14 protein-coding genes and 1 riboswitch are annotated in these 19544 nt (G+C 74.2%); of the genes, 8 read left to right on the top strand and 6 right to left on the bottom strand.

The features are described 5' to 3' along the window. Positions 1 to 172 precede the first annotated feature (172 nt). Positions 173 to 303, bottom strand: a riboswitch (FMN riboswitch). A gap of 297 nt (positions 304 to 600) precedes the next feature. Beyond that, positions 601 to 2952: a chitinase C-terminal domain-containing protein gene (locus tag AMK24_RS18765; RefSeq protein ID WP_073769924.1), complete on the top strand. Its 2352-nt coding sequence runs from the start codon at positions 601 to 603 to the stop codon at positions 2950 to 2952. Positions 2953 to 3162: 210 nt separating this feature from the next. Here the strand turns inward: AMK24_RS18765 and AMK24_RS18760 are convergent, their stop codons facing one another. Beyond that, positions 3163 to 4353, bottom strand: coding sequence for an ROK family transcriptional regulator (locus AMK24_RS18760; RefSeq protein WP_073769923.1), 1191 nt, complete (start codon positions 4351 to 4353; stop codon positions 3163 to 3165). A 249-nt stretch (positions 4354 to 4602) separates the two neighbouring features. Between AMK24_RS18760 and AMK24_RS18755 the strand changes: the two genes are divergently transcribed. The 4 genes from AMK24_RS18755 (at position 4603) to AMK24_RS18740 (ending at position 9252) form a co-directional block, all read left to right on the top strand. Further along, the gene (locus tag AMK24_RS18755) at positions 4603 to 5832 is read left to right on the top strand and encodes an MFS transporter (protein WP_073769922.1); all 1230 of its coding nucleotides are present in this window, start codon (positions 4603 to 4605) and stop codon (positions 5830 to 5832) included. 272 nt (positions 5833 to 6104) lie between these two features. Next, a complete protein-coding gene (locus tag AMK24_RS18750) occupies positions 6105 to 7547 on the top strand; it encodes a uracil-xanthine permease family protein (protein WP_073769921.1) in 1443 nt (480 codons plus the stop codon). A gap of 352 nt (positions 7548 to 7899) precedes the next feature. After that, a complete protein-coding gene (locus AMK24_RS18745; protein ID WP_073769920.1) occupies positions 7900 to 8808 on the top strand; it encodes a MerR family transcriptional regulator in 909 nt (302 codons plus the stop codon). A 75-nt stretch (positions 8809 to 8883) separates the two neighbouring features. Continuing rightward, positions 8884 to 9252 (top strand): VOC family protein, encoded by a 369-nt coding sequence (locus AMK24_RS18740; protein ID WP_073769919.1) that lies wholly within the window; start codon positions 8884 to 8886, stop codon positions 9250 to 9252. Between the two features lie 75 nt (positions 9253 to 9327). On the opposite strand, the gene AMK24_RS18735 is transcribed toward AMK24_RS18740, so the two are convergent. Continuing rightward, a complete protein-coding gene (locus AMK24_RS18735; RefSeq protein WP_073769918.1) occupies positions 9328 to 10701 on the bottom strand; it encodes an NAD-dependent succinate-semialdehyde dehydrogenase in 1374 nt (457 codons plus the stop codon). A gap of 269 nt (positions 10702 to 10970) precedes the next feature. Between AMK24_RS18735 and AMK24_RS18730 the strand changes: the two genes are divergently transcribed. The 3 genes from AMK24_RS18730 to AMK24_RS18720 are packed head-to-tail and all read left to right on the top strand — an operon-like array spanning position 10971 to position 14478. Beyond that, on the top strand, positions 10971 to 12212 hold the full coding sequence (locus tag AMK24_RS18730) for a lycopene cyclase family protein (RefSeq protein WP_073769917.1): 1242 nt from the start codon (positions 10971 to 10973) through the stop codon (positions 12210 to 12212). Beyond that, a complete protein-coding gene (locus AMK24_RS18725) occupies positions 12209 to 12925 on the top strand; it encodes a class I SAM-dependent methyltransferase (protein ID WP_073769916.1) in 717 nt (238 codons plus the stop codon). Before AMK24_RS18730 ends, AMK24_RS18725 begins: the two co-directional genes overlap by 4 nt. Continuing rightward, on the top strand, positions 12925 to 14478 hold the full coding sequence (locus AMK24_RS18720; protein ID WP_073769915.1) for an NAD(P)/FAD-dependent oxidoreductase: 1554 nt from the start codon (positions 12925 to 12927) through the stop codon (positions 14476 to 14478). The genes AMK24_RS18725 and AMK24_RS18720 overlap by 1 nt, the downstream gene beginning before the upstream one ends. A 36-nt stretch (positions 14479 to 14514) precedes the next feature. Here AMK24_RS18720 and AMK24_RS18715 read toward each other — a convergent pair whose 3' ends face one another. Genes AMK24_RS18715 through AMK24_RS18700 form a run of 4 tightly spaced genes read right to left on the bottom strand, consistent with a single transcriptional unit; the run spans position 14515 to position 19314 of the window. Further along, on the bottom strand, positions 14515 to 15519 hold the full coding sequence (locus AMK24_RS18715) for a DUF5914 domain-containing protein (protein WP_073769914.1): 1005 nt from the start codon (positions 15517 to 15519) through the stop codon (positions 14515 to 14517). Further along, a complete protein-coding gene (locus AMK24_RS18710) occupies positions 15516 to 16532 on the bottom strand; it encodes a phytoene/squalene synthase family protein (RefSeq protein WP_073769913.1) in 1017 nt (338 codons plus the stop codon). The genes AMK24_RS18715 and AMK24_RS18710 overlap by 4 nt, the downstream gene beginning before the upstream one ends. Then, a complete protein-coding gene (locus tag AMK24_RS18705) occupies positions 16529 to 18046 on the bottom strand; it encodes a phytoene desaturase (RefSeq protein ID WP_073769912.1) in 1518 nt (505 codons plus the stop codon). The genes AMK24_RS18710 and AMK24_RS18705 overlap by 4 nt, the downstream gene beginning before the upstream one ends. Then, positions 18043 to 19314 carry a polyprenyl synthetase family protein gene (locus AMK24_RS18700; protein ID WP_073769911.1) on the bottom strand — a complete coding sequence of 424 codons (1272 nt, stop codon included), beginning with the start codon at positions 19312 to 19314 and terminating at the stop codon, positions 18043 to 18045. Before AMK24_RS18700 ends, AMK24_RS18705 begins: the two co-directional genes overlap by 4 nt. Positions 19315 to 19544: the final 230 nt, after the last annotated feature.

The raw sequence follows: 19544 nt of genomic DNA, 5'->3' as shown, positions 1-19544 counted from the left end.
GGGTCCTCCTGCCTCTTCGGGCACGGACTCCGGGGCCTGTCGATGACGACAGAGAAAGCGGTCACCCGCGGAAACGCCGGAAACCCCGCGAGCGGGGAACGCCGGGAACGCACGGGCCGCGGGGGAACCCCGGCCACGCGTCCGCCGACGGCGGCGTACCGATGTCAGACCGCCGCGCACTGCCTCCCATCCGGACTTTAACCGTCGGTCCAGGAATTTCACCTGGTCAACCGGCCGCTGGCTGCGGACGGGTCGCGGACTGTAACCGCCGGTTCGGAATTGCACCGACCCCGGAGTGCGCTGCTACTGGTACGCAACCAGTCTGCCACGGACGCCGCACGGCCATGCGGGTGACTGATGTGTCCTGGGTCACAGAAAGACTGGCGCGTTTCTTTCGGCGCGAACGCGACAACGTCGTCATTCGGAAAGTTGACCCTTAAAGGTCCAGACCTATTGACGCTCTGGTCTAGTCCTCTTAATCTCTGCGTCACCTCCGAGGTTCGGTCCCACGGTGCGCGCACACCAGGACCCCGACAGACCCACCCCCCCTCATCCCCCGTCGTGTCGTGTTCTGCCGACCTCCCCAGGAGGAACGACCCCATGCCGTCCCCCACCCGAGCGAGAGCCACGCTTCTCGCCGCCGGCGCCGCCGTCGCCGGTCTGCTGCTGAGCTCCCTCGCCGCAGGCCCCTCGGCCGCCGCCGACCAGAACTCCTGTCGTCCCGACGGGCTTTACCAGACCCCCGGCGTCGACGTCCCCTACTGCTCCGTCTACGACGCGGACGGACGCGAGAAGATGGGCGCCGACCACCAGCGGCGCGTCATCGGCTACTTCACCAACTGGCGCACCGGCAAGGACGGCAAGGACGCCTACCTCGTCCCCGACATCCCGTGGGACAAGGTCACGCACCTCAACTACGCCTTCGCGCACGTCGACGGCTCCAACAAGCTCTCGGTCGGCCCCGACAGCGCCGACAACGCCTCCACCGGCATGACCTGGCCCGGCGTCGCGGGCGCGGAGATGGACCCCGCGCTCCCCTACAAGGGGCACTTCAACCTGCTGACGAAGTACAAGAAGCAGCACCCGAACGTGAAGACCCTGGTCTCCGTGGGCGGTTGGGCCGAGACGGGCGGCTACTTCGGCCCCGACGGCAAGCGGGTGAACTCCGGCGGCTTCTACTCGATGGCCACCAACGCCGACGGCTCGGTCAACCAGGCGGGCATCGACACCTTCGCGGACTCGGCCGTCGCCTTCATCAAGAAGTACGGCTTCAACGGCGTCGACATCGACTACGAGTACGCGACCACGATGAAGGACGCGGGCAACCCGCTGGACCACACCCTGTCCAACGGCCGCCGCGCCGGGCTGGTCAAGGGCTACGACGCCCTGATGAAGACGCTGCGCGAGAAGCTCGACCGCGCGGGCGCCGCCGACGGGAAGCACTACCTGCTGACGGTCGCCGCCCCCTCCTCCGGCTACCTGCTGCGGGGCATGGAGACGTACCAGATGCAGAAGTACCTGGACTACGTCAACATCATGTCCTACGACCTGCACGGCGCCTGGAACGAGTACGTCGGCCCGAACGCCTCCCTGTTCGACGACGGCAAGGACGCCGAACTGGCGCAGGCGAGCGTGTACTCCACCTCGCAGTACGGCGGCACCGGCTACCTCAACACCGACTGGGCCTACCACTACTTCCGCGGCTCGATGCCGGCCGGCCGGATCAACATCGGCCTGCCGTACTACACCCGCGGCTTCAAGAACGTGCAGGGCGGCGCCGACGGGCTGTGGGGCCGGGCGGCCACGGCCGACTGCCCGGCGGGCGCGGGTCTGACCAAGTGCGGCGACGGCGCGGTCGGAATCGACAACCTCTGGCACGACAAGGACACCAACGGCAAGGAGTCGCCCGCCGGTTCCAACCCGATGTGGCACGCGAAGAACCTGGAGAAGGGCATCGTCGGGGACTACGTCACCGACTACGGCTTCCCGGCGAACACCCGGCTGACCGGCACGTACGCCCGCAAGTACGACTCCACGCTGGTCGCCCCGTGGCTGTGGAACGCCGAGAAGAAGGTGTTCCTCTCCACCGAGGACGAGCAGTCGGTGAAGGCCAAGGCCGACTACGTCGTGGACAAGGGCATCGGCGGCACGATGATCTGGGAGCTGGCCGGCGACTACCGGTGGAACGCGGCCAAGGGCCAGTACGAGACCGGCGACACGCTGACGACCGCGATGTACGACGCGTTCAAGTCGGCCTCCCCGTACGGCGCGAAGCGCTCCACGATCGACCTGCCGACCCAGGCCGTGAACATCGACGTCTCCTTCGGCCAGTTCCCGCTGGGCGACTCCAACTACCCCATCAGCCCCAAGCTGAAGATCACCAACCGGACCAAGGCCACCCTGCCCGGCGGTACGGAGTTCCAGTTCGACTACTCCACCTCCGCCCCGGCCAACGCCAAGGACCAGTCGGGCTTCGGCACGACGATCGTCCGCAGCGACCACAAGGCGGCCAACAACATCGGCGGCCTCAAGGGCGACTACAACCGCGTCTCGCTGAAGCTCCCGGCCTGGCAGACGCTGGCCCCCGGCGCCTCGGTGGAGCTGGACTTCGTCTACTACCTGCCCACCTCCACGCCGTCGAACTGGACCGTGACCTTCGGCGGGAAGTCCTACTCCCTCGCCGGTGACCTGGCCCGCGGCACCACCGTGGTCGAGCCCGGTACCGGGACCGGCCCCACGCCGACGCCCGACCCGACCGGCCCGACCCCGAGCCCGTCCCCGACCCAGCCGGGCACCTGCACGGCCCCGGCCTGGAGCGCGGCCACCGAGTACGGCGGCGGCTCCACCGTCAGCCACGGCGGCCACCAGTGGAAGGCGTCCTGGTGGACGAAGGGCGAGACGCCCGGCTCGACCGGGCAGTGGGGCGTCTGGAAGGACCTCGGCGCCTGCTGAACCCTGCGGCCCGGGGGCCTGAGGACCGCGGCTCCGGCCGCGTCCCTCGGCCCCGGGCCGCGACCCGTCCGGCCGCCCGGCGGTGAGCGGCTCCACCCCCTGCCCACCGCCGGGCGGCCGTGCCCGTGGTACGGAGGGGCCCCGGCGCGCCCGGGGCCCTCCGTACGCGCCTCCGCCGGGGCCCGGCGGCTCCCCGAAGCGCCGCGCCCGTCAGCCCTCCGGCGCGAACAGCGCGTCCTGCGCCGCGTCCCGGGCGGTGATCAACGCGCCCCGCAGGACCGCCCCGCCGCCCAGCGACCCGGCGCGGACCTCCGTGCGCAGGGGCGACATCGCGACCAGCCGCTCCTCGACCCGGGCGGCGAGCGCGGCCCCGCCCGCGTGACCGACGGCCCCCGCGAGCAGGACGCAGCCGGGGTCCAGCACCGAGGCGACGGCGGCGGCCCCCAGCGCGAGGCGGTCGGCCACCTCCTTCAGGAACGGCTCGCCCGGCTCCCCCGCCCCCAGCGCGGTGCGCACCGTCTCCGCGGCGGCCGTCTCCTCGCCGCCCTCCGGCACCGTACCGAGGTCCAACAGCCCGTGCGATGCTGCGAGTTCGCACAGGGCGGCCGAACCGGCCAGGGAGTGGAAACCTCCCGCGCAGTCGACCGCGGAGGGCAGCCCGCCCACCCCGGGGACGGGCAGGAAACCGATCTCCCCCGCTCCGCCGGACGCCCCCTGGCGCAGCTTGCCGTCGAGCATCACCGCGGCCCCGATCCCCTGTCCGAGCCAGAGCAGGACGAAGGTGTCCCGGCCCCGGGCGGCGCCCTCCCGAAGCTCGGCCACGGCCGCGAGGTTGGTCTCGTTCTCCACCAGGACCGTGGCGGGCAGCCGCCGCTGGAGCTCCCGGACCAGGCCCCGGTGCCAGGCGGGGAGGCCGGCGCTGTCGCGCAGCTCGCCGGTGGCGGGATCGATGAGCCCCGGCGCCCCGATCCCGACGCTGTGCAGCGGGACCGGCCCCGCGGCCCGGGCGGCGCTCTCCAGCAGGGCGACGGCCCGCTCCACGGCCGGCCCGGTGCCGGTGTCGCCGCCGATGGGCAGCGCGTCCTCGGCGAGGGTGGCCCCCAGCAGATCCGTGACGACCACGCTGACGCTGCCGAGGCGTACGTCGAGCGCCGCGAGGTGGGCGCGGCCGGCGACGATCCCGTACAGCTTGGCGTTGGGGCCGCGCCGGACGGCGCCCGACTCCCCCACGACCTCGATCAGCCCGGCGGCCCCGAGCCGTTCGACGAGGTCGGCGACGGTGGGCCGGGAGAGGCCGGTCTCCGTCTTGAGCTGGGCGGCCGTCAGCGGACCGTGCTGCTGGAGCAGCCGCAGGGCGAGCCGGTCGTTGATGGCCCGAGCCGTGCTCGGAGATGCGCGCATAGCGGGAATCCTTCCAGACCGCCGACCGGGCCGTTCGAGCCGTTCCCCGCCGCTCCCGAGGGAATCCCGCGGGGCAGTTCTGCAGGGCGGTTCCGCGGGACAGTTCCGCGGGCTCGGAAAGCGACTATTTATTAGGCAGGGTTCCTGATAGTTTACGCCACGCATCGTCGCGCGGAAGCGCCGGGACCGCCGGACCACCGGCGCGGAACCACCGGCGTCCGAGGATTTCCAGGGGAGGGACACGACGGCATGACGAACGACTCGACCGTCACGGTCTACAGCACGCAGCAGGTGAGGCGGGCCCGCTACGCCGTCGCCGCCGTCTTCGCCGTGCACGGGGCGGTGACCGGCAGCTTCGCCACCCGGGTGCCGTGGATCCAGGACCACGCCGGGGTGAGCGCGGGCCAGCTCGGCCTGGCGCTGGCCTTCCCGGCGATCGGCGCCTCGATCGCGATGCCGCTCGCGGGCCGGATCAGCCACCGGTTCGGCGCGCGGAACGCCCTGCGCGGGCTGCTGGCGCTCTGGACGCTGGCGCTCGTCCTGCCCGCGCTGGCTCCGAGCCTGGCCACCCTGTGCGCGGCGCTGTTCGTCTACGGGGCGACGGCGGGGATGTCCGACGTGGCGATGAACGCCCTGGGCATCGAGGTGGAGAACCGTCTCGACAAGTCGATCATGTCGGGACTGCACGGCATGTGGAGCGTGGGCGCGCTGATCGGCTCGGCCGCCGGTACTGTCGCCGCCCACACCGCGACCGACGCCCGGCTGCACCACACCGCCGCCGCCCTGGTGCTCACGGTGCTGGGGCTCATCGCCTGCCGCCAGGTGCTCGACCTCCAGAGCGCCCCGGACGAGGAGCCGCCGCCGCGCTTCACGCTGCCGCCCAAGTCGGCTCTGATCATCGGGGCGGTCGGGTTCTGCGCGGTGTTCGCGGAGGGTGCGAGCCTGGACTGGTCGGCCGTCTACCTGCGGGACGTCCTCGACAGCTCGGACGGTCTCGCGGCGGCCTCCACCACGGCGTTCACCCTGACGATGGCGCTGGCCCGGATCGCCGGGGACCGGGTCGTCGACCGGTTCGGCGCGGTGCGAACGGTACGGACCGGTGGGCTGATGGCCACCGCGGGCGGGCTGCTGGTCGTCCTCTCGCCCTCCCCCGCGGCCGCGATGGGCGGCTTCGCGCTGCTCGGTCTCGGCGTGGCGGTCGTGGTCCCGCTGGCCTTCGCGGCGGCTGGACGCAGCGGGCCGAACCCGAGCCAGGCCATCGCGGGCGTCGCCACCATCACGTACACCTCCAGCCTGATCGCGCCCTCCGCGATCGGCTCGCTGGCCGAGGCCACCTCGCTGATGGTCTCGTTCGGCGTGGTGACGGCGCTCTCCTTCGGCCTGGTGCTGGGCGCGGGGGTGCTGCGGTCGGCCGACCGCAAGGTGGCCGGCTCGACGGTCGGCGAGGGTGCGGCGGCGAAGAGCGCGACCGGCAGCTGACGGACCGCGCCGGGCGGGCCGCACCGGACGGAGGCGGGGCGGGAGCGGCGCGGGCGGCGGACGGGCGGTACGGCGGCGAAGCCTGCGGCCCTCGGCGGAGCACGCCGGGGGCGGGAGCACGCCGGGGCGGCGGCGCGCGGCGACCTCGGCGTGGTCGCCGCGCGCCGCACCACTACCATGGCGCTGATCTTTTCCGCAGGTGAACACCGAACGCCGGGTCGCGCAGCGTCGCAGACCGGTCGGCACACCGAGCAGACCTTCAGGGAGCAACCATGAGCCTCGGCGTGCGCTGGACCTTGCACGGAGACGGGAAGACCCCCGCGCCCGGGGCGGTCGTCCGCCCCGACGAACGGCTCTCCTGGCCCCGTACGTTCGGACTCGGCGCCCAGCACGTCGTCGCGATGTTCGGGGCGTCGTTCGTCGCCCCGGTCCTGATGGGCCTGGACCCGAACCTCGCGATCATGATGTCGGGCGTCGCGACCGCGATCTTCCTGCTGGCGACCAGGGGCCGGGTGCCGAGCTATCTGGGGTGCTCGCTCTCCTTCGTCGGCGTCGCGGCCACGATCCGGGCGAGCGGCGGTGACAGCGCGACCGTCACGGGCGCGGTGCTGGTGGTCGGCGCGGCGCTCTTCCTGGTGGGGCTGGCGGTGCAGCGGTTCGGCGCGCGGATCATCCACGCGGCGATGCCGCCGGTGGTGACGGGCGCGGTCGTGATGCTGATCGGCTTCAACCTGGCGCCGGTGACCGCCTCGACGTACTGGCCGCAGGACCAGTGGACGGCGCTCGCGGTGATGCTGTTCACCGGGCTGGCGGTGGTGTGCCTGCGCGGCTTCCTCTCCCGTATCGCGATCTTCCTGGGACTGGTCTTCGGGTACGCGCTGTCGTGGGTCCTGGACCAGGTGTTCGGGAAGATCCACTCCCCGGCGGGCGGGGCCGGGGCCGTGGACCACTGGCGTCTGGACCTCTCCGCCGTCGGGCAGGCCGACTGGATCGGGCTGCCGTCCTTCCACGCGCCCGCCTTCGAGTGGTCGGCGATCCTGGTGGCGCTGCCCGTGGTGATCGCGCTGGTCGCGGAGAACGCCGGGCACGTGAAGGCCGTGGGCGAGATGACGGGCGACCCGCTGGACGACAAGCTCGGCACCGCCATCGCGGCGGACGGCGCGGCCTCCATGCTCTCCACCGCCGTGGGCGGGCCGCCCAACACCACGTACTCCGAGAACATCGGCGTGATGGCCGCGACCCGGGTCTACTCCACCGCCGCGTACTGGGCGGCGGCCTGCTTCGCCCTGCTCTTCGGCCTGTGCCCCAAGTTCGGCGCGGTCGTCGCCGCGATCCCGGGCGGGGTGCTGGGCGGGATCACCGTGATCCTGTACGGGATGATCGGCCTGCTCGGCGCGCAGATCTGGCTCAACGGCCGGGTGGACCTGCGCAATCCGCTCAACCTCGTCCCGGCCGCCGCGGGCATCATCATCGGCGTCGGCGGGGTCAGCCTGAAGATCACCGACAACTTCGAGCTGGGCGGCATCGCGCTCGGCACCCTCGTCGTGATCACCGGCTACCACGTGCTGCGCGCCTTCGCCCCGGCCCACCTCAAGACCCAGGAGCCCCTGCTGGACTCCGGCACCTCCGCGTACGACGAAGGCACGGACGGCGTCGGCGGCGCGGGCGGCGACGGGCACGCGGGCGGCCGGGACGCGGAGCCCGGGAAGTCCTGATCCCGGGCCCGGCCGGAGGCGCGTCCTCGCGGCCGGGCGGCCCCGCCGGGCCGGGTCCGGGGTTCGGTTTCCTCCGCACGCCCCGCATGCTGATGGCCGAGGCGGGGGCGAGGGGGTCTTTCCGACGGGCCGGGGCCGGCGCCGGAGCCGGCCCTGCCCGCGGCGGGCACAGGGCGCGGGCGGCCTGACCGTCGGCGACCGGTGGAGGGTGTGCGGTGGCGGGTGCGGACCTGAGTCCCATGACGGGGCGGCGCGGGGCGGCGCGGGGCGGCGCGCAGGGGGTTGCACCTTCCGTAGCGGCATGTGGTCCGGTGGACTTGTGTCCCGGTCCCCTCAGGAGAGATCCCCGCTCATGCATTCGTCCTTCACGCCACCCCGCCAGGTCAAGATCGGTGACGCGGCGGCCTTCGCCGGCACCACGCCGCGGGCGATCCGTCATTACCACGAAATCGGCCTGCTCCCCGAGCCTGAGCGGGGCGGCGACGGCCGCCGCCGCTACGGCTACGAAGACATGATCCGGCTGCTGTGGATTCGCAGGATGACCGACGCCGGGATCGCCCTGGACGACATCCGCGACGCCTTCACCACCGGCCCGGCTCCCGCCGGTGCGGACAGCGGAGACGGTATCGCGGGCATCCTGGAGCGGCTGGAGGAAACCCTCGCCGAGCAGGAAGAGGAAGTGCGGCGGCGGCGGGCCGCCGTGCAGCGGATGCGCGCCGAAGGCAGCCGCAGGGGCCTGCTCTCCGGCTTCGTCACCGAACGCCTCAAGGGCCTGCCCGAGGGCTCCCTGCGTCAGGCGGACCTGGACAGCCTGCTGGTCACCGAGCGGATCTTCGGGCCGCTCGGCGCGGCCCTCCAGGCCACCCGCTTCGCCGTCCTGGCCACGCACCCGGCTCTGCGGGAGGACTCCGACCGCGTCGATGCCGCCGAGAAGGCGCTCGACGACAGCGTCGCCGTCGACGACCCGCGCGTGGCCCGGGTGGCCGCCGAACGGCACGCCTTCGAAAGCGCCCTGCACGCCGTCATCGACAAGTCCGGTCCAGAAGAGGACGACGCCCTCTTCGACGCCTGGGACGCTCTGCACCCCGCTCCCGTCCCTGACGGCGAGGACGAGGCTGATCTCGGCTCCGGCGGGCGGGAGACCGGCTCCATGAGCGTGTGCGAAGCCATCGGCACGATGCCCTACGACTTCTCCCCGGCCCGCCTGCGCTGTATGGAACTGGCTGCGGAACTCTCCGCCCAGGACCCGCCCGCTACCTGAAACACGCCCCGGCGGCACCGCGTTTGATCCCCGGCCGCACGAGGTACCCGCCCCTCACACCACCGAGGAGGACCCATGGGTTTCGCCACACTCCAGCTCACCGCCATCGACTGCCCGCAGCCGCTGCGGCTCGCCGAGTTCTACGCCGCCGTGCTCGGCGGCCGCATCGAGGGCGGCGAGGACGACGACTGGGTGGAGCTGCACCTGGACGGCGGGCGGCTCGCCTTCCAGCGGGCCGAGGACCTCACTCCCCCGGAGTGGCCGCGCGCCGACCGCAACTCCCAGCAGCTCCACCTGGACCTCACCGTCACCGACATGGACGCCGCCCACGCCAGGGTGCTGGAGCTGGGCGCGCGCGAACTGGACGTCGACGAGGACGCCCACGCCGGCTTCCGCGCCTTCGCCGACCCCGCGGGGCACCCGTTCTGCCTCTGCCGCGCCTGAGCGGCCGGGCGGCACGGGGCGCGGCGGCGGCCGGGGGCGGACGGCCCGGGCCGCCGCCGCGCGCCGGGCGGGGCGTCAGCGCACCAGCCTGACCAGCTTGTGGTTGGCGAATTCCTCCATGCCGAACCGGCCCAGCTCCCGGCCGAAACCGGATCGCTTGACCCCGCCGAACGGCAGCTCCGCCGCGGTCCCGGAGGGGGCGCCGATGAACACCATGCCCGTCTGCAACCGCTGGGCCACCCGTTCGGCCTGGGCGTCGTCGTCGGTCTGGACGGAGGCGCTCAGACCGTAGGGCGAGTTGTTGGCGAAGTCGACCGCCTCCTCCTCGGAGCCGACCTTGAACAGCAGGGCCACCGGGCCGAACAGCTCCTCCTTGTAGGCCCGCATGTCGGGGGTGATCCCCGCCAGCACGGTGGGCTCGTACCAGGAGCCGGGGCGGTCGATGCGCTTGCCGCCGGCCAGCACCGTGGCCCCCTTGGAGATCGCGTCCTGGACCTGTTCGTCCAGGGTCTCGAGCGCCTTCTCCGAGGAGAGCGGCCCCATGAAGGTGCCGGGGTCGGCGGGGTCGCCGACGGCGATGGAGCGGACCGCTTCGGTGAACCGCTCGGAAAAGCCGTCGTAGTGCTCGTCCAGGGCGATGATGCGCTTGGCGGCGTTGCACGCCTGGCCGGCGTTGCCCATCCGGCCGATCAGCGCGTTCTTCACCACCTGTTCCATGTTCGACGCGCCGAGGATCAGGTACGGGTCGGAGCCGCCCAGCTCCAGCACGATCTTCTTCAGGTTGCGGCCCGCGATCTCCGCGACGGCCGCTCCGGCCCGCTCCGAGCCCGTCAGCGAGACGCCCTGGATCCGGTCGTCGCCGATCACCGTCTCGATCTGCTCGTTGGTGGCGAAGATGTTGACGTAGGCGCCCTCGGGCAGTCCCGCGTCCCGGAACAGCCGCTCCATCGCCAGCGCCGACTCCGGACACTGCGGGGCGTGCTTGAGCAGTACGGCGTTGCCCAGCATCAGGTTCGGCGCGGCGAACCGGGCCACCTGGTAGTACGGGAAGTTCCACGGCATGATCCCCAGCAGGACGCCGACCGCCTCCTTGCGGACGACGGCCCGGCCGCCGGAGGCGACGTCGAGCTCCTCCTCCTCCAGGAAGCCCTCGCCCCGTTCGGCGTAGTAGCGGTAGATCGAGGCGACGGTGGCCAGCTCCCCGAGCGCCTGCCTGACCGGCTTGCCCATCTCGCGGGTGATGACGGCGGCGAGCCGGTCCTTGCGCTCCTCGTAGAGGTCCGCGACCCGTCGCAGCACTCCGGCTCGTTCCGCGGGCGCCCGGGCGGCCCAGGCGCGCTGCGCTTCGTCGGCCAGGGCGAGAGCCTCGCGCAGTTCCCCGTCGGTGGCGGTGGGGTACTCCTTCTCGATCTCGCCGGTGGCGGGGTTGACGACTCGGTAGATGCTCATGGGTTCCTTCCGTGCGGAGCGGCCGGACGGGGCCCGTGCGGCAGAGGGAGAGCCGCCGGACGTCCGGGCGGACATTCGGGTACCCATCCGACAGACGGGCACACCTCGCCCATCTCTCCTTTCCGCGGGCGCTGCCGGACCACCGCCCCTCCGCACCGTCACACCCCGGAGGGGCGATGGTCCGGAGTGCGCGGGCCGTCCGGGGGTACGGTCCTGCCAGTACCCGCGGGGGACCGCGTGCACGTCCGACGTCCGACCGAGAGGGAGCCGTGCCGGCTGACGTACCCGACTTCGATGTGGTCATCGTCGGCGCCGGAGCGGCGGGCCTGAGCCTTGCCCACCGCCTGTGCGCGCCGGGGGGCCGTACGCCGCTGTCCATCGCCCTCGTCGACGCGCCGCCGGGTCCGCTGAGCCCTCCCCCGCGGACCTGGTGCTTCTGGGAACGCGGCACGGGCCCCTACGACGGGTCGCTGACCGCCTCCTGGTCCCGGCTGCGGGTCCGCACGGCCGACGGGGGCGCCGTGACGGCGCGCCTGCCGGAGCTGCGTTACAAGATGCTGCGCTCCGACGACTTCGCGGCCCTCGTCGACCGCCGGCTCTCCCGGGCCCCCGGGCTGTGCCGGGTGGCGGCGACGGTGGACCGCGTGCGCGACAGCCCCGGCGGCGGGGCCGAGGTCCTGGGCCGGGACACGGCCGGCGAGCGCACCCTGATCCGCGGGCGGCACGTCTTCGACTCCCGCCCGCCCCGGCTGCTGCCGCCCGCCCGCACCACCCTCCTCCAGCACTTCTGCGGCTGGTTCGTCAGGACCGAGCGACCCGTGTTCGACCCGGCCGTGCCGGATCTGATGGACTTCCGTACCCCGCAGCCCGCCCGGGGGCTCTCGTTCGGATACGTCCTGCCCATGGACGCGCGCACGGCGCTCGTCGAGTACACCGGGTTCTCCCCCGAGCCGCTGGACGCCGACGCCTACCGGCGGGCGCTGGACCACTACACGCGGGAGGTCCTGCGGCTGGGCGCGTTCGAGGTGACGGCGCGCGAGTACGGTGTCATCCCGATGACCGACGGCCGTTTCCCGCGCCGCGCCGGGCGGTCGGTGTACCGCATCGGCACCGCCGGAGGCGCGACCCGCCCCTCGACCGGCTACACCTTCGCCGCGGTGCAGCGGCAGAGCCGTGCCATCGCCGCCCGGCTCCGGTCCGGGCGCCCCCTCAGGGTGCCGCCCGCCCACGGCCCCCGCTCGCGCGCGATGGACGCGGTCATGCTGCGGGCGCTGGACACCGGCCGGATCGACGGATCGGACTTCTTCGGCCGTCTCTTCCGCGGGGTGCCCGCCGAGCGGCTGCTCGCCTTTCTGGACGGCGGCTCCCGGTGGTACGAGGACCTGCTCATCGGCCTGCGGACTCCGGTCGCCCCCATGCTGCGAACCGTCGCCGAACTCCCCTTCACCCCCCGCCGTCCCTCCCGTCCCCTGCCTCCCCCGCCCTCCGCCCCGGAAGAAAGCAGCTCATGACCCTGTTGCGCGATGCCGACCTGTCCGAAGCCTTCGACCGGGGCTCCGGCGCCTACGACCGCCTCGTCGCGGCCAGCCCCGGCTACCACGCGCACCTGCGCCGCTCCGCCCGCCGGCTCGGGCTGCCGGACGGCGGGGCGGGGCTGCGGATCCTGGACCTGGGATGCGGCACGGGCGCCTCCACCGAAGCGCTGCTCGCCGCCGCTCCGCTCGCCCGGATCACCGGCGTCGACGCCTCGGCGGGCATGCTGGAGCGGGCGGCGGCCAAGCCCCGGCTGACCCACGTCGACTTCGTCCACGCACCGGTGGAGGAGTTGGCCGGCCGGCTGGCCCCGGGCTCCTTCGACGCGGTGTTCGCCGGCTACCTCTTCCGCAACCTGCGGGACGCCGACACGGCCCTGCGCCTGGTGCACCGCCTCCTGGTCCCCTCCGGCCGCCTGGCCGTGCACGAGTACGCCCTCGGCGGGTCGCCGGTGGACCGCGCCGTCTGGAACGCGGTCTGCTCCGCGATCATCCGGCCGGCCGGGCGTCTCACCGGGGACGCACGGCTCTACCGCCATCTCCAGGACAGTGTGAACACCTTCGACACGGCCCCCGAGTTCGCCGGGAGACTGCGCCGCGCGGGGTTCCGGGACGTACGCGCCCTGCCGCTGCCCGGCTGGCAGACCGGCATCACGCACACCTTCGTCGGCCGCACCGGGAAGGAGGCGTGATGGCGCCGAAGAGGCGCGGCGGAGCCCACCGGCACGGCCGGGACCGGCGGGCCGCCGTGGTCCGCGCCCCGGGCGGCCGGGACCGGTTCACCGGCGGGGCCCCCGCCGCCGCGGTGGTCGGCGGCGGCCTCGCCGGAATCGCGGCGGCCACCGGTCTGGCCGAGCGGGGGGTACGGGTCGTCCTCTACGAGAACGAGCAGAGCCTGGGCGGAAGGCTGGCCGGCTGGCCGACCCGGCTCGCCGACGGCTCGACCGTCACCATGAGCCGCGGCTTCCACGCCTTCTTCCGCCAGTACTACAACCTGCGCGGCCTGTTGCGCAGGGTCGATCCGGAACTCGCCGGACTCGTCCCGCTGCCCGACTATCCGCTGAGACACAGTTCCGGACTCCACGACAGCTTCGCCCGCATCCCGCGTACGCCTCCGTTCAGCGCCCTCGGCTTCGTCGCGCTGAGCCCGACCTTCGGCGTCCGCGACCTGGCCGGGATGAACCCCCGGGCCGCCCTGCCGCTGCTGGACGTACGGGTGCCCGACGTCTACGAGCGGCTCGACGGCGTCAGCGCCCACGACTTCCTCGCCCGCATCCGTTTCCCCGAGGCGGCCCACCACCTGGCCTTCGAGGTCTTCTCCCGCAGCTTCTTCGCCGACCCGCGCGAACTGTCCGCCGCCGAGCTGGTCCTGATGTTCCACATCTACTTCCTGGGCTCCAGCGAGGGGCTGCTCTTCGACGTTCCCGCCGAGCCCTTCCCCACCGCCCTGTGGGACCCCCTCGCCGGCTACCTGGAGAGCCACGGGGTGGAGGTGCGCACCGGCACGCCCGTCCGCCGGGTGCGGCCGCTGCCCGACGGCGGCCTCGACGTCAGCACGGAGGAGCGCACCTCCCGCTACGACGCCGTCGTCCTCGCCCTGGACAGCGGCGGGCTGCGCCGACTCGTGAGCGCCTCCTCCGGCCTGGGGAACGCCCACTGGCGCGGCACGATCGACCGGTTGCGCTCCGCCCCTCCGTTCCTGGTGTCGCGGCTGTGGCTGGAGAAGCCCGTGGCGCCCGACCGCCCCGGCTTCCTCGGCACCAGCGGCTACGGGCCCCTGGACAACGTGAGCGTCCTGGAACGCTGGGAGGGCGAGGCCGCACGGTGGGCGCGGCGCACCGGCGGCTCGGTGGTCGAACTCCACGCCTACGCCGTCTCCCCGGACGCCGACCGGGCCGCCGTGCAGAGCGAGGCACGACGCCGACTGCACCGGATCTACCCGGAGACGCGCGGGGTCCGCGTCGTCGACGAGCGCCACGAGTGGCGGGCCGACTGCCCGATGTTCCCCGTCGGCGGCTACGGGGACCGGCCCGCGGTGCGCAGCCCCGATCCGGCGGTCACGGTGGCCGGGGACATGGTCCGCACCGGGCTTCCGGTGGCGCTGATGGAGCGCGCGGTCACCAGCGGGTTCCTGGCCGCCAACGCGCACCTGGAGCGGTGGGGGGTGCGCGGACAGACGCTGTGGACCGTCCCGCGCACCGGCCGCTCCCTGCCGCTGCGGGGGCTCGCCGCGCTCGGCCGCTGACACCCGGGGCCGGGGCCCCGGCGGCGCCGCCGGGCGTCAGCCGGGGAACCGCCCCTCGGCCCGCAGCTCCCAGCGCCGTTCCGCGTACGCCAGGTCGTCGCGCCACAACCGGCCGGCCGAGGCCCGCATCAGCGGCCGGAGCAGCGGCGCGACCGCGCGGGCGACCGCGAACCCCCGGCGGTCCGACGCCGCGACGAGCGCCTCGACGACGGCGGTGCGGGGCCGCCCCCGCTCGTCCGGGGCCAGCGGGGTGGCGTGGGTCTCCACCACGGACCCCGCCCCCTCCCCCTCGACGATGTGCATGACGACCGTACGGGGCTCGGGCGCGGTGAACCGGGCCACCACCGGCACGACCAGCCGCCCGGCCACCTTGAAGGACACCTCCACCAGGAACCCGTCGTCGTCCCCGGCGGCGGCGTCCGGCGCGTCGGTCACGGTCAGGTCGACGAAGGAGTAGGGGTGGAACCAGGCGCCGTGCCACGGGTCGAGCCGGTTGGCCACCACGTCCTCCGGCTCGCAGCGCCCCACCCCGGTGTAGACCGCGTCGACGCCCTCCCGCAGGCGCGGCCGCACCGGGACGCGGGGCCGCTCGGTGGGGGCCTCCCCGCCCGTGCGGTCCAGCCGCACCCAGAGCAGCACGCCGTCGTCGAAGGCCGGGTAGGGCTCCCAGCCGGCGAAGGGCCCGCCGTCCAGGGCGAGACCGTGCCAGTGGCAGACGAGCGTGCCGCAGCGCACGGGGCTCTCCCGCAGCGGCGCCCCGAGGTGGGGGCAGGCGCCCGGGCCGGCGCGCAGCCCGCCCTCTCCGTCGCGCCAGGCGACGATCTCGGTGGAACCGACCGTGAGGCCGAGCGTCCGCCCCGGGGGCAGTTCGCGGGAGGCGCCGATGACGTACCAGTTTCCGGAGGGGCGGCTCTGCGCCCGCTTGAGGGCCTGGGCGATGAGGGAGGGCTTCGCGGCCCGCCAGGTCGGTTCCTGCCGGTCCCACGGCACGGGTGCGCGCCGCAGGCTCAACGGGATGCGCCCTCGCGCGAACGGGCTCATGCCGCCTCCCCCTGGACGGGCATGGCGGCGGCGGGGGCCGGGGCGGCGGGGCGCGGCCCGGTCCCGGTCTCCGTCCGGCGGCCCGCCCGGGCGCGGGCGGCGAGCGCGCGGGCCAGTCCGTCCAGCGCCACGGCCGCCCGGCGCCGGCGCGGGACGACGGCGCGGCGGTGCAGGACCGCGTAGCCGTCGGCCTCGATCGCGTCGAGGATGCCGCTGTAGAGGACGAACGCCGTACGGATGCAGGGCCGGGACACCGGGTCCAGCATCCCGAGTCCGGGCAGGGCCTGCCGGTAGACCGCCCGGGTGTGGGCGGCGAACGCCCGCAGCGCGGCGGTGATCTTGGGGTCGCGCCCACCGGTGCGGCGGCTCCACTCCAGGCGCGTCCGGTCCACGCCGTGGGCGTCGAGCAGCTCGGCCGGCAGGTAGACCCTGCCCCGGTCCAGGTCCTCGCCGACGTCCCGCAGGAAGTTGGTCAGCTGGAAGGCGACGCCCAGCGCGGCGGCGGGGCCGGCGGCCTCCTCGCGCCGGACGACGGTCCCGAGCACCGGCAGCATCTGGAGGCCGATCACCGCGGCCGAGCCGTGCATGTAGCCGCCCAGCTCCTCGAACGAGGCGTATCCGGGGACGGTCAGATCGGCGCGCATCGAGGCCAGGAAGTCGGTGAAGTGCCGGGGGTCGATGCCGTGGCGTTCGGCGGTGTCGGCGAGCGCGCGGATCACCGGCTCGGTGGCCCGCCCGCTCCGCAGCCCGCTCTCCAGCTGCTGTTCCAGGGCCGCCAGTGCGGCGGCCCGCTGCCCGGTGGTGGCGGTGGAGTCGAGGTCGTCCACGATGTCGTCGGCGAAGCGGGCGAAGCCGTACAGGGCGTGGACGGCCGCCCGCCGGTCGAGGGGCAGCAGCCGCGTCGCGAGGAAATACGTCCTGCCGTGCCGGGCGTTCAGGGCGCGGCAGCGGGCGTAGGCGGCGCGGAGGCCGGGGTCGTGGACGCCTGCGGCGTCCAGTTCACGGGCGGTCATACGGCGGTGCCTCTCGTGCGTCGGGACGGGGCGGCGGGCGGGCCGGTGATCCTCCGGGCCGCCAGCTTCCCGGAGATCAGCACGGTCGGCACGCCGACGCCCGGGGTGGTGCCGCATCCGGCGAGGACGGCGTTGGCGGTGCCCCGCACCAGGTTGCGCGGGCGGAAGGGGCCGGTCTGGGGGAAGGTGTGGGCCACGGCGAACGGTGTGCCCGCCGCGTGTCCCTGGGCGGTCCAGTCGACCGGGGTGACCAGACCCTCCTGTTCGATGGCCGCGCCCAGGCCGGGCATCTCGCGCCGCTCCAGCCAGGCGAGCAGCTCGTCCCGGTAGCGCGGGCCCAGCTCCCGCCACTCCCGTACGCCGGGCCCGATCGCGGTGTTGGGGCAGGGCGCCAGGACGTAGTGGAGGTGTTTGCCGGGCGGGGCGAGGGAGGGGTCGGTGGCCGTGGGGCGGGTGATCAGGAGCGAGGGGTCCGACATCAGTTCGCCGGTGCGGGTGAGCTGGCGGAAGGTGCTCTTCCAGGCCGCGCCGAAGGAGATGGTGTGATGCGCGAGGTCCGGCCAGGTACGGTCGGTGCCCGCGTGCAGGATCACCGCGGACGGCGAGTGCTTCAGCGGCAGCGGCCGACGCGGCGCGCGGCCGAGGAGGCGGTAGGCGACCGGCAGGTCGGGCGTCAGGACCACCGCGTCGCACGGGATGCGCTCCTGGTCGGTGACGACCGCGGTGATCCGGTCGCCCGACCGCTCCAGCCGGGTCACCGCCTGCCCGTAGCGGAACTCGCCTCCCGCGTCGGCGGCGGCCCGGGCCATCGCGGTGGGCAGGGCGTGCATGCCGCCGCGCGGGAAGTAGACCCCGGCGACCGTGTCCATGTAGGCGATCACGGCGTACGCGGCCAGGGCCCTGGCCGGGGGCACCCCCGCGTACAGCGCCTGGAAGGAGAAGACCCGGCGCAGCCGCTCGTCGGAGACGAAGCGTCCGATCCGGGCGTCGAGCCGGCCGAATCCGCCGAGCGCGGCGAGCCGGGCGAGGTCGGGGTGGAGGAGTTGCAGGGGCGAGTCGAAGTTGGCGTCGATGAAACGGCGCATCTGCACCTGGTACAGGCGCTCCAGCCAGCTCCGCAGCCGCCGGTAGCCGACCGCCTGGCGGGCTCCGGCGAACTGTTCGACGGCCGCCTCCATGGCCGCTCCGTCGGTGTGCACGTCGAGCTGGGAGCCGTCGGCGAAACGGGCCCGGTAGGCGGGGTCCAGCCGGATCAGCTCCAGGCGGTCGGCCATCCGTCCGCCCACGGCGGCGAAGGCGTCCTCCACCAGGTCCGGCATGGTCAGCACGGTCGGCCCGGTGTCGATGCGGAAGCCGTCCCGCGCCAGCAGTCCGGCCCGCCCGCCGGGCAGCGGATCCCGTTCGACGACCGTCACCCTGCGGCCCGCGCCGAGCAGGTGCAGTGCGGCGGACAGCCCGGACAGCCCTGCCCCGACCACCACCACGTGGTCGGTGGGCCCCTTGATCGTGATCACGGGAAACAGCCTCCTTCGATCGCGGCCGGAGCGGAGGACGCCGCGGCTTCCGGGTGCGGGGGGTGCGCCGCGACGGGGACGGGCGGCACGGGCGGCCGGCCGCCCGCCACCGTGCGCAGGAGGCCCAGCAGCCGGCCGCCCGCGTGCGCGTCGACGTCGACCGCCCCGGCCAGGCGCTGCGCGGCCAGCTCCCCCAGGCGACGCGCCCTGTCCTCGACCTGGGCGCGGGCGCCGGTGGACTCCAGGACGGCACGGACCTCCGCGAGGCCTTCGTCGCCGAGGTCCGGGTCGCCCACGGCACGGTCCAGCACGGCCAGGGCGCGGCGGTCGTCGGAGGCGGCGGCACAGGCACGGGCGACCGCCAGCAGGTAGGTGGGCTTGCCCTCGCGGATGTCGTCCCCGGACGGCTTCCCGGTGACCTCCGGGTCGCCGAAGACCCCGAGGAGGTCGTCCCGCAGTTGGAAGGCGATCCCGGCGTACCGGCCGGCCGAGCGCAGCCCGTCGGCGGTCCGCTCGTCCGCCCCGGCCAGGGCGGCTCCCAGCGCCATGGGCCGCTCCACCGAGTACAGGGCGCTCTTGAGGCAGGCGATGCGCAGCGCCCCGGCCGCCGAAGCGGCGCCGTCCGCCTGGCCGCGCAGGTCCAGGTACTGCCCGGCGACCATCTCGCCCCGCATGGCCCGCCACAGGGCCCTGATCTGCCGCTGCCGGGAAGGCGGCAGGAACGTCTCGGCGACCGTGTCGTCGGCCCACACCAGTGCGAGGTCCCCCGCGAGCACGGCGGCCGAGGCGCCGAACGCCTCGCCCCGCCCGGAGCCGGCCGCCGGGCCCAGGCGCTCGGCCAGGGCGAGGTGGACGGCGGGCCTGCCCCGCCGCGTGCGCGACCGGTCCATCACGTCGTCCTGGATGAGAGCGCAGGTCTGGATCAGTTCCAGGCCCACCCCGAGCCGCAACGCCGCCGCGGTCTCGGCCGCACCGCAGGCGCGCATGGCCCACCAGAGCAGGCGGGGCCGCATCCGCTTGCCGCCCCGCAGCGTGAAGTCGGCGACCCGGCGCGCCACCTCCTCGGAGAACACCGGATCGTATGCGGCGGCTTCCGCGACCCGCTCCGCCAGAACGGCTTCGGCCATCTGCCGGACACCGTCGGCCACGTCGCGGTCGATGATCTGCGCCTCCTCGGGGGAAGGGTCGGAACCCCGGAGTCCGGTCCGGGCGGCGCCCCGGGGCACGGACTCGGCGAACGCGTGGTCCGCGGGCAGCGAAAGGCCCATCTCACGCCCTTGTCGTAGAAGAAGGTGACGCGATCTCGCCACCCGCAGCAACTGGTACCCCGTCAGCCCATTTGCTACCGGCCGGACCGGCGCGGGCCCGGACGGGCCGCCGAGCACGGCGAGGACCCGGCGGGCACGGCCAGGACCCGGCGGGCACGGCGAGGACCCGGCGGGCGCAGGGGCCGGGCCCGCTGCGGCCGTGCCCCGGAGGACGGGGCCGGCCCTGCCCG

This window comes from Streptomyces sp. CB02366 (genome assembly GCF_001905905.1).
GTDB lineage: Bacteria > Actinomycetota > Actinomycetes > Streptomycetales > Streptomycetaceae > Streptomyces.
Note: the sequence above shows the minus strand (reverse complement) of the source record. Positions and strands in the feature narration are given on the sequence as shown.

Coding starts and splice junctions, on each gene's coding strand:
- AMK24_RS18735 (WP_073769918.1), bottom strand. CDS start 10,701: ATGAGCATCTACCGAGTCGTCAACCCCGCCACCGGCGAGATCGAGAAG.
- AMK24_RS18740 (WP_073769919.1), top strand. CDS start 8,884: ATGGGTTTCGCCACACTCCAGCTCACCGCCATCGACTGCCCGCAGCCG.
- AMK24_RS18725 (WP_073769916.1), top strand. CDS start 12,209: ATGACCCTGTTGCGCGATGCCGACCTGTCCGAAGCCTTCGACCGGGGC.
- AMK24_RS18765 (WP_073769924.1), top strand. CDS start 601: ATGCCGTCCCCCACCCGAGCGAGAGCCACGCTTCTCGCCGCCGGCGCC.
- AMK24_RS18720 (WP_073769915.1), top strand. CDS start 12,925: ATGGCGCCGAAGAGGCGCGGCGGAGCCCACCGGCACGGCCGGGACCGG.
- AMK24_RS18755 (WP_073769922.1), top strand. CDS start 4,603: ATGACGAACGACTCGACCGTCACGGTCTACAGCACGCAGCAGGTGAGG.
- AMK24_RS18710 (WP_073769913.1), bottom strand. CDS start 16,532: ATGACCGCCCGTGAACTGGACGCCGCAGGCGTCCACGACCCCGGCCTC.
- AMK24_RS18715 (WP_073769914.1), bottom strand. CDS start 15,519: ATGAGCCCGTTCGCGCGAGGGCGCATCCCGTTGAGCCTGCGGCGCGCA.
- AMK24_RS18750 (WP_073769921.1), top strand. CDS start 6,105: ATGAGCCTCGGCGTGCGCTGGACCTTGCACGGAGACGGGAAGACCCCC.
- AMK24_RS18745 (WP_073769920.1), top strand. CDS start 7,900: ATGCATTCGTCCTTCACGCCACCCCGCCAGGTCAAGATCGGTGACGCG.
- AMK24_RS18700 (WP_073769911.1), bottom strand. CDS start 19,314: ATGGGCCTTTCGCTGCCCGCGGACCACGCGTTCGCCGAGTCCGTGCCC.
- AMK24_RS18760 (WP_073769923.1), bottom strand. CDS start 4,353: ATGCGCGCATCTCCGAGCACGGCTCGGGCCATCAACGACCGGCTCGCC.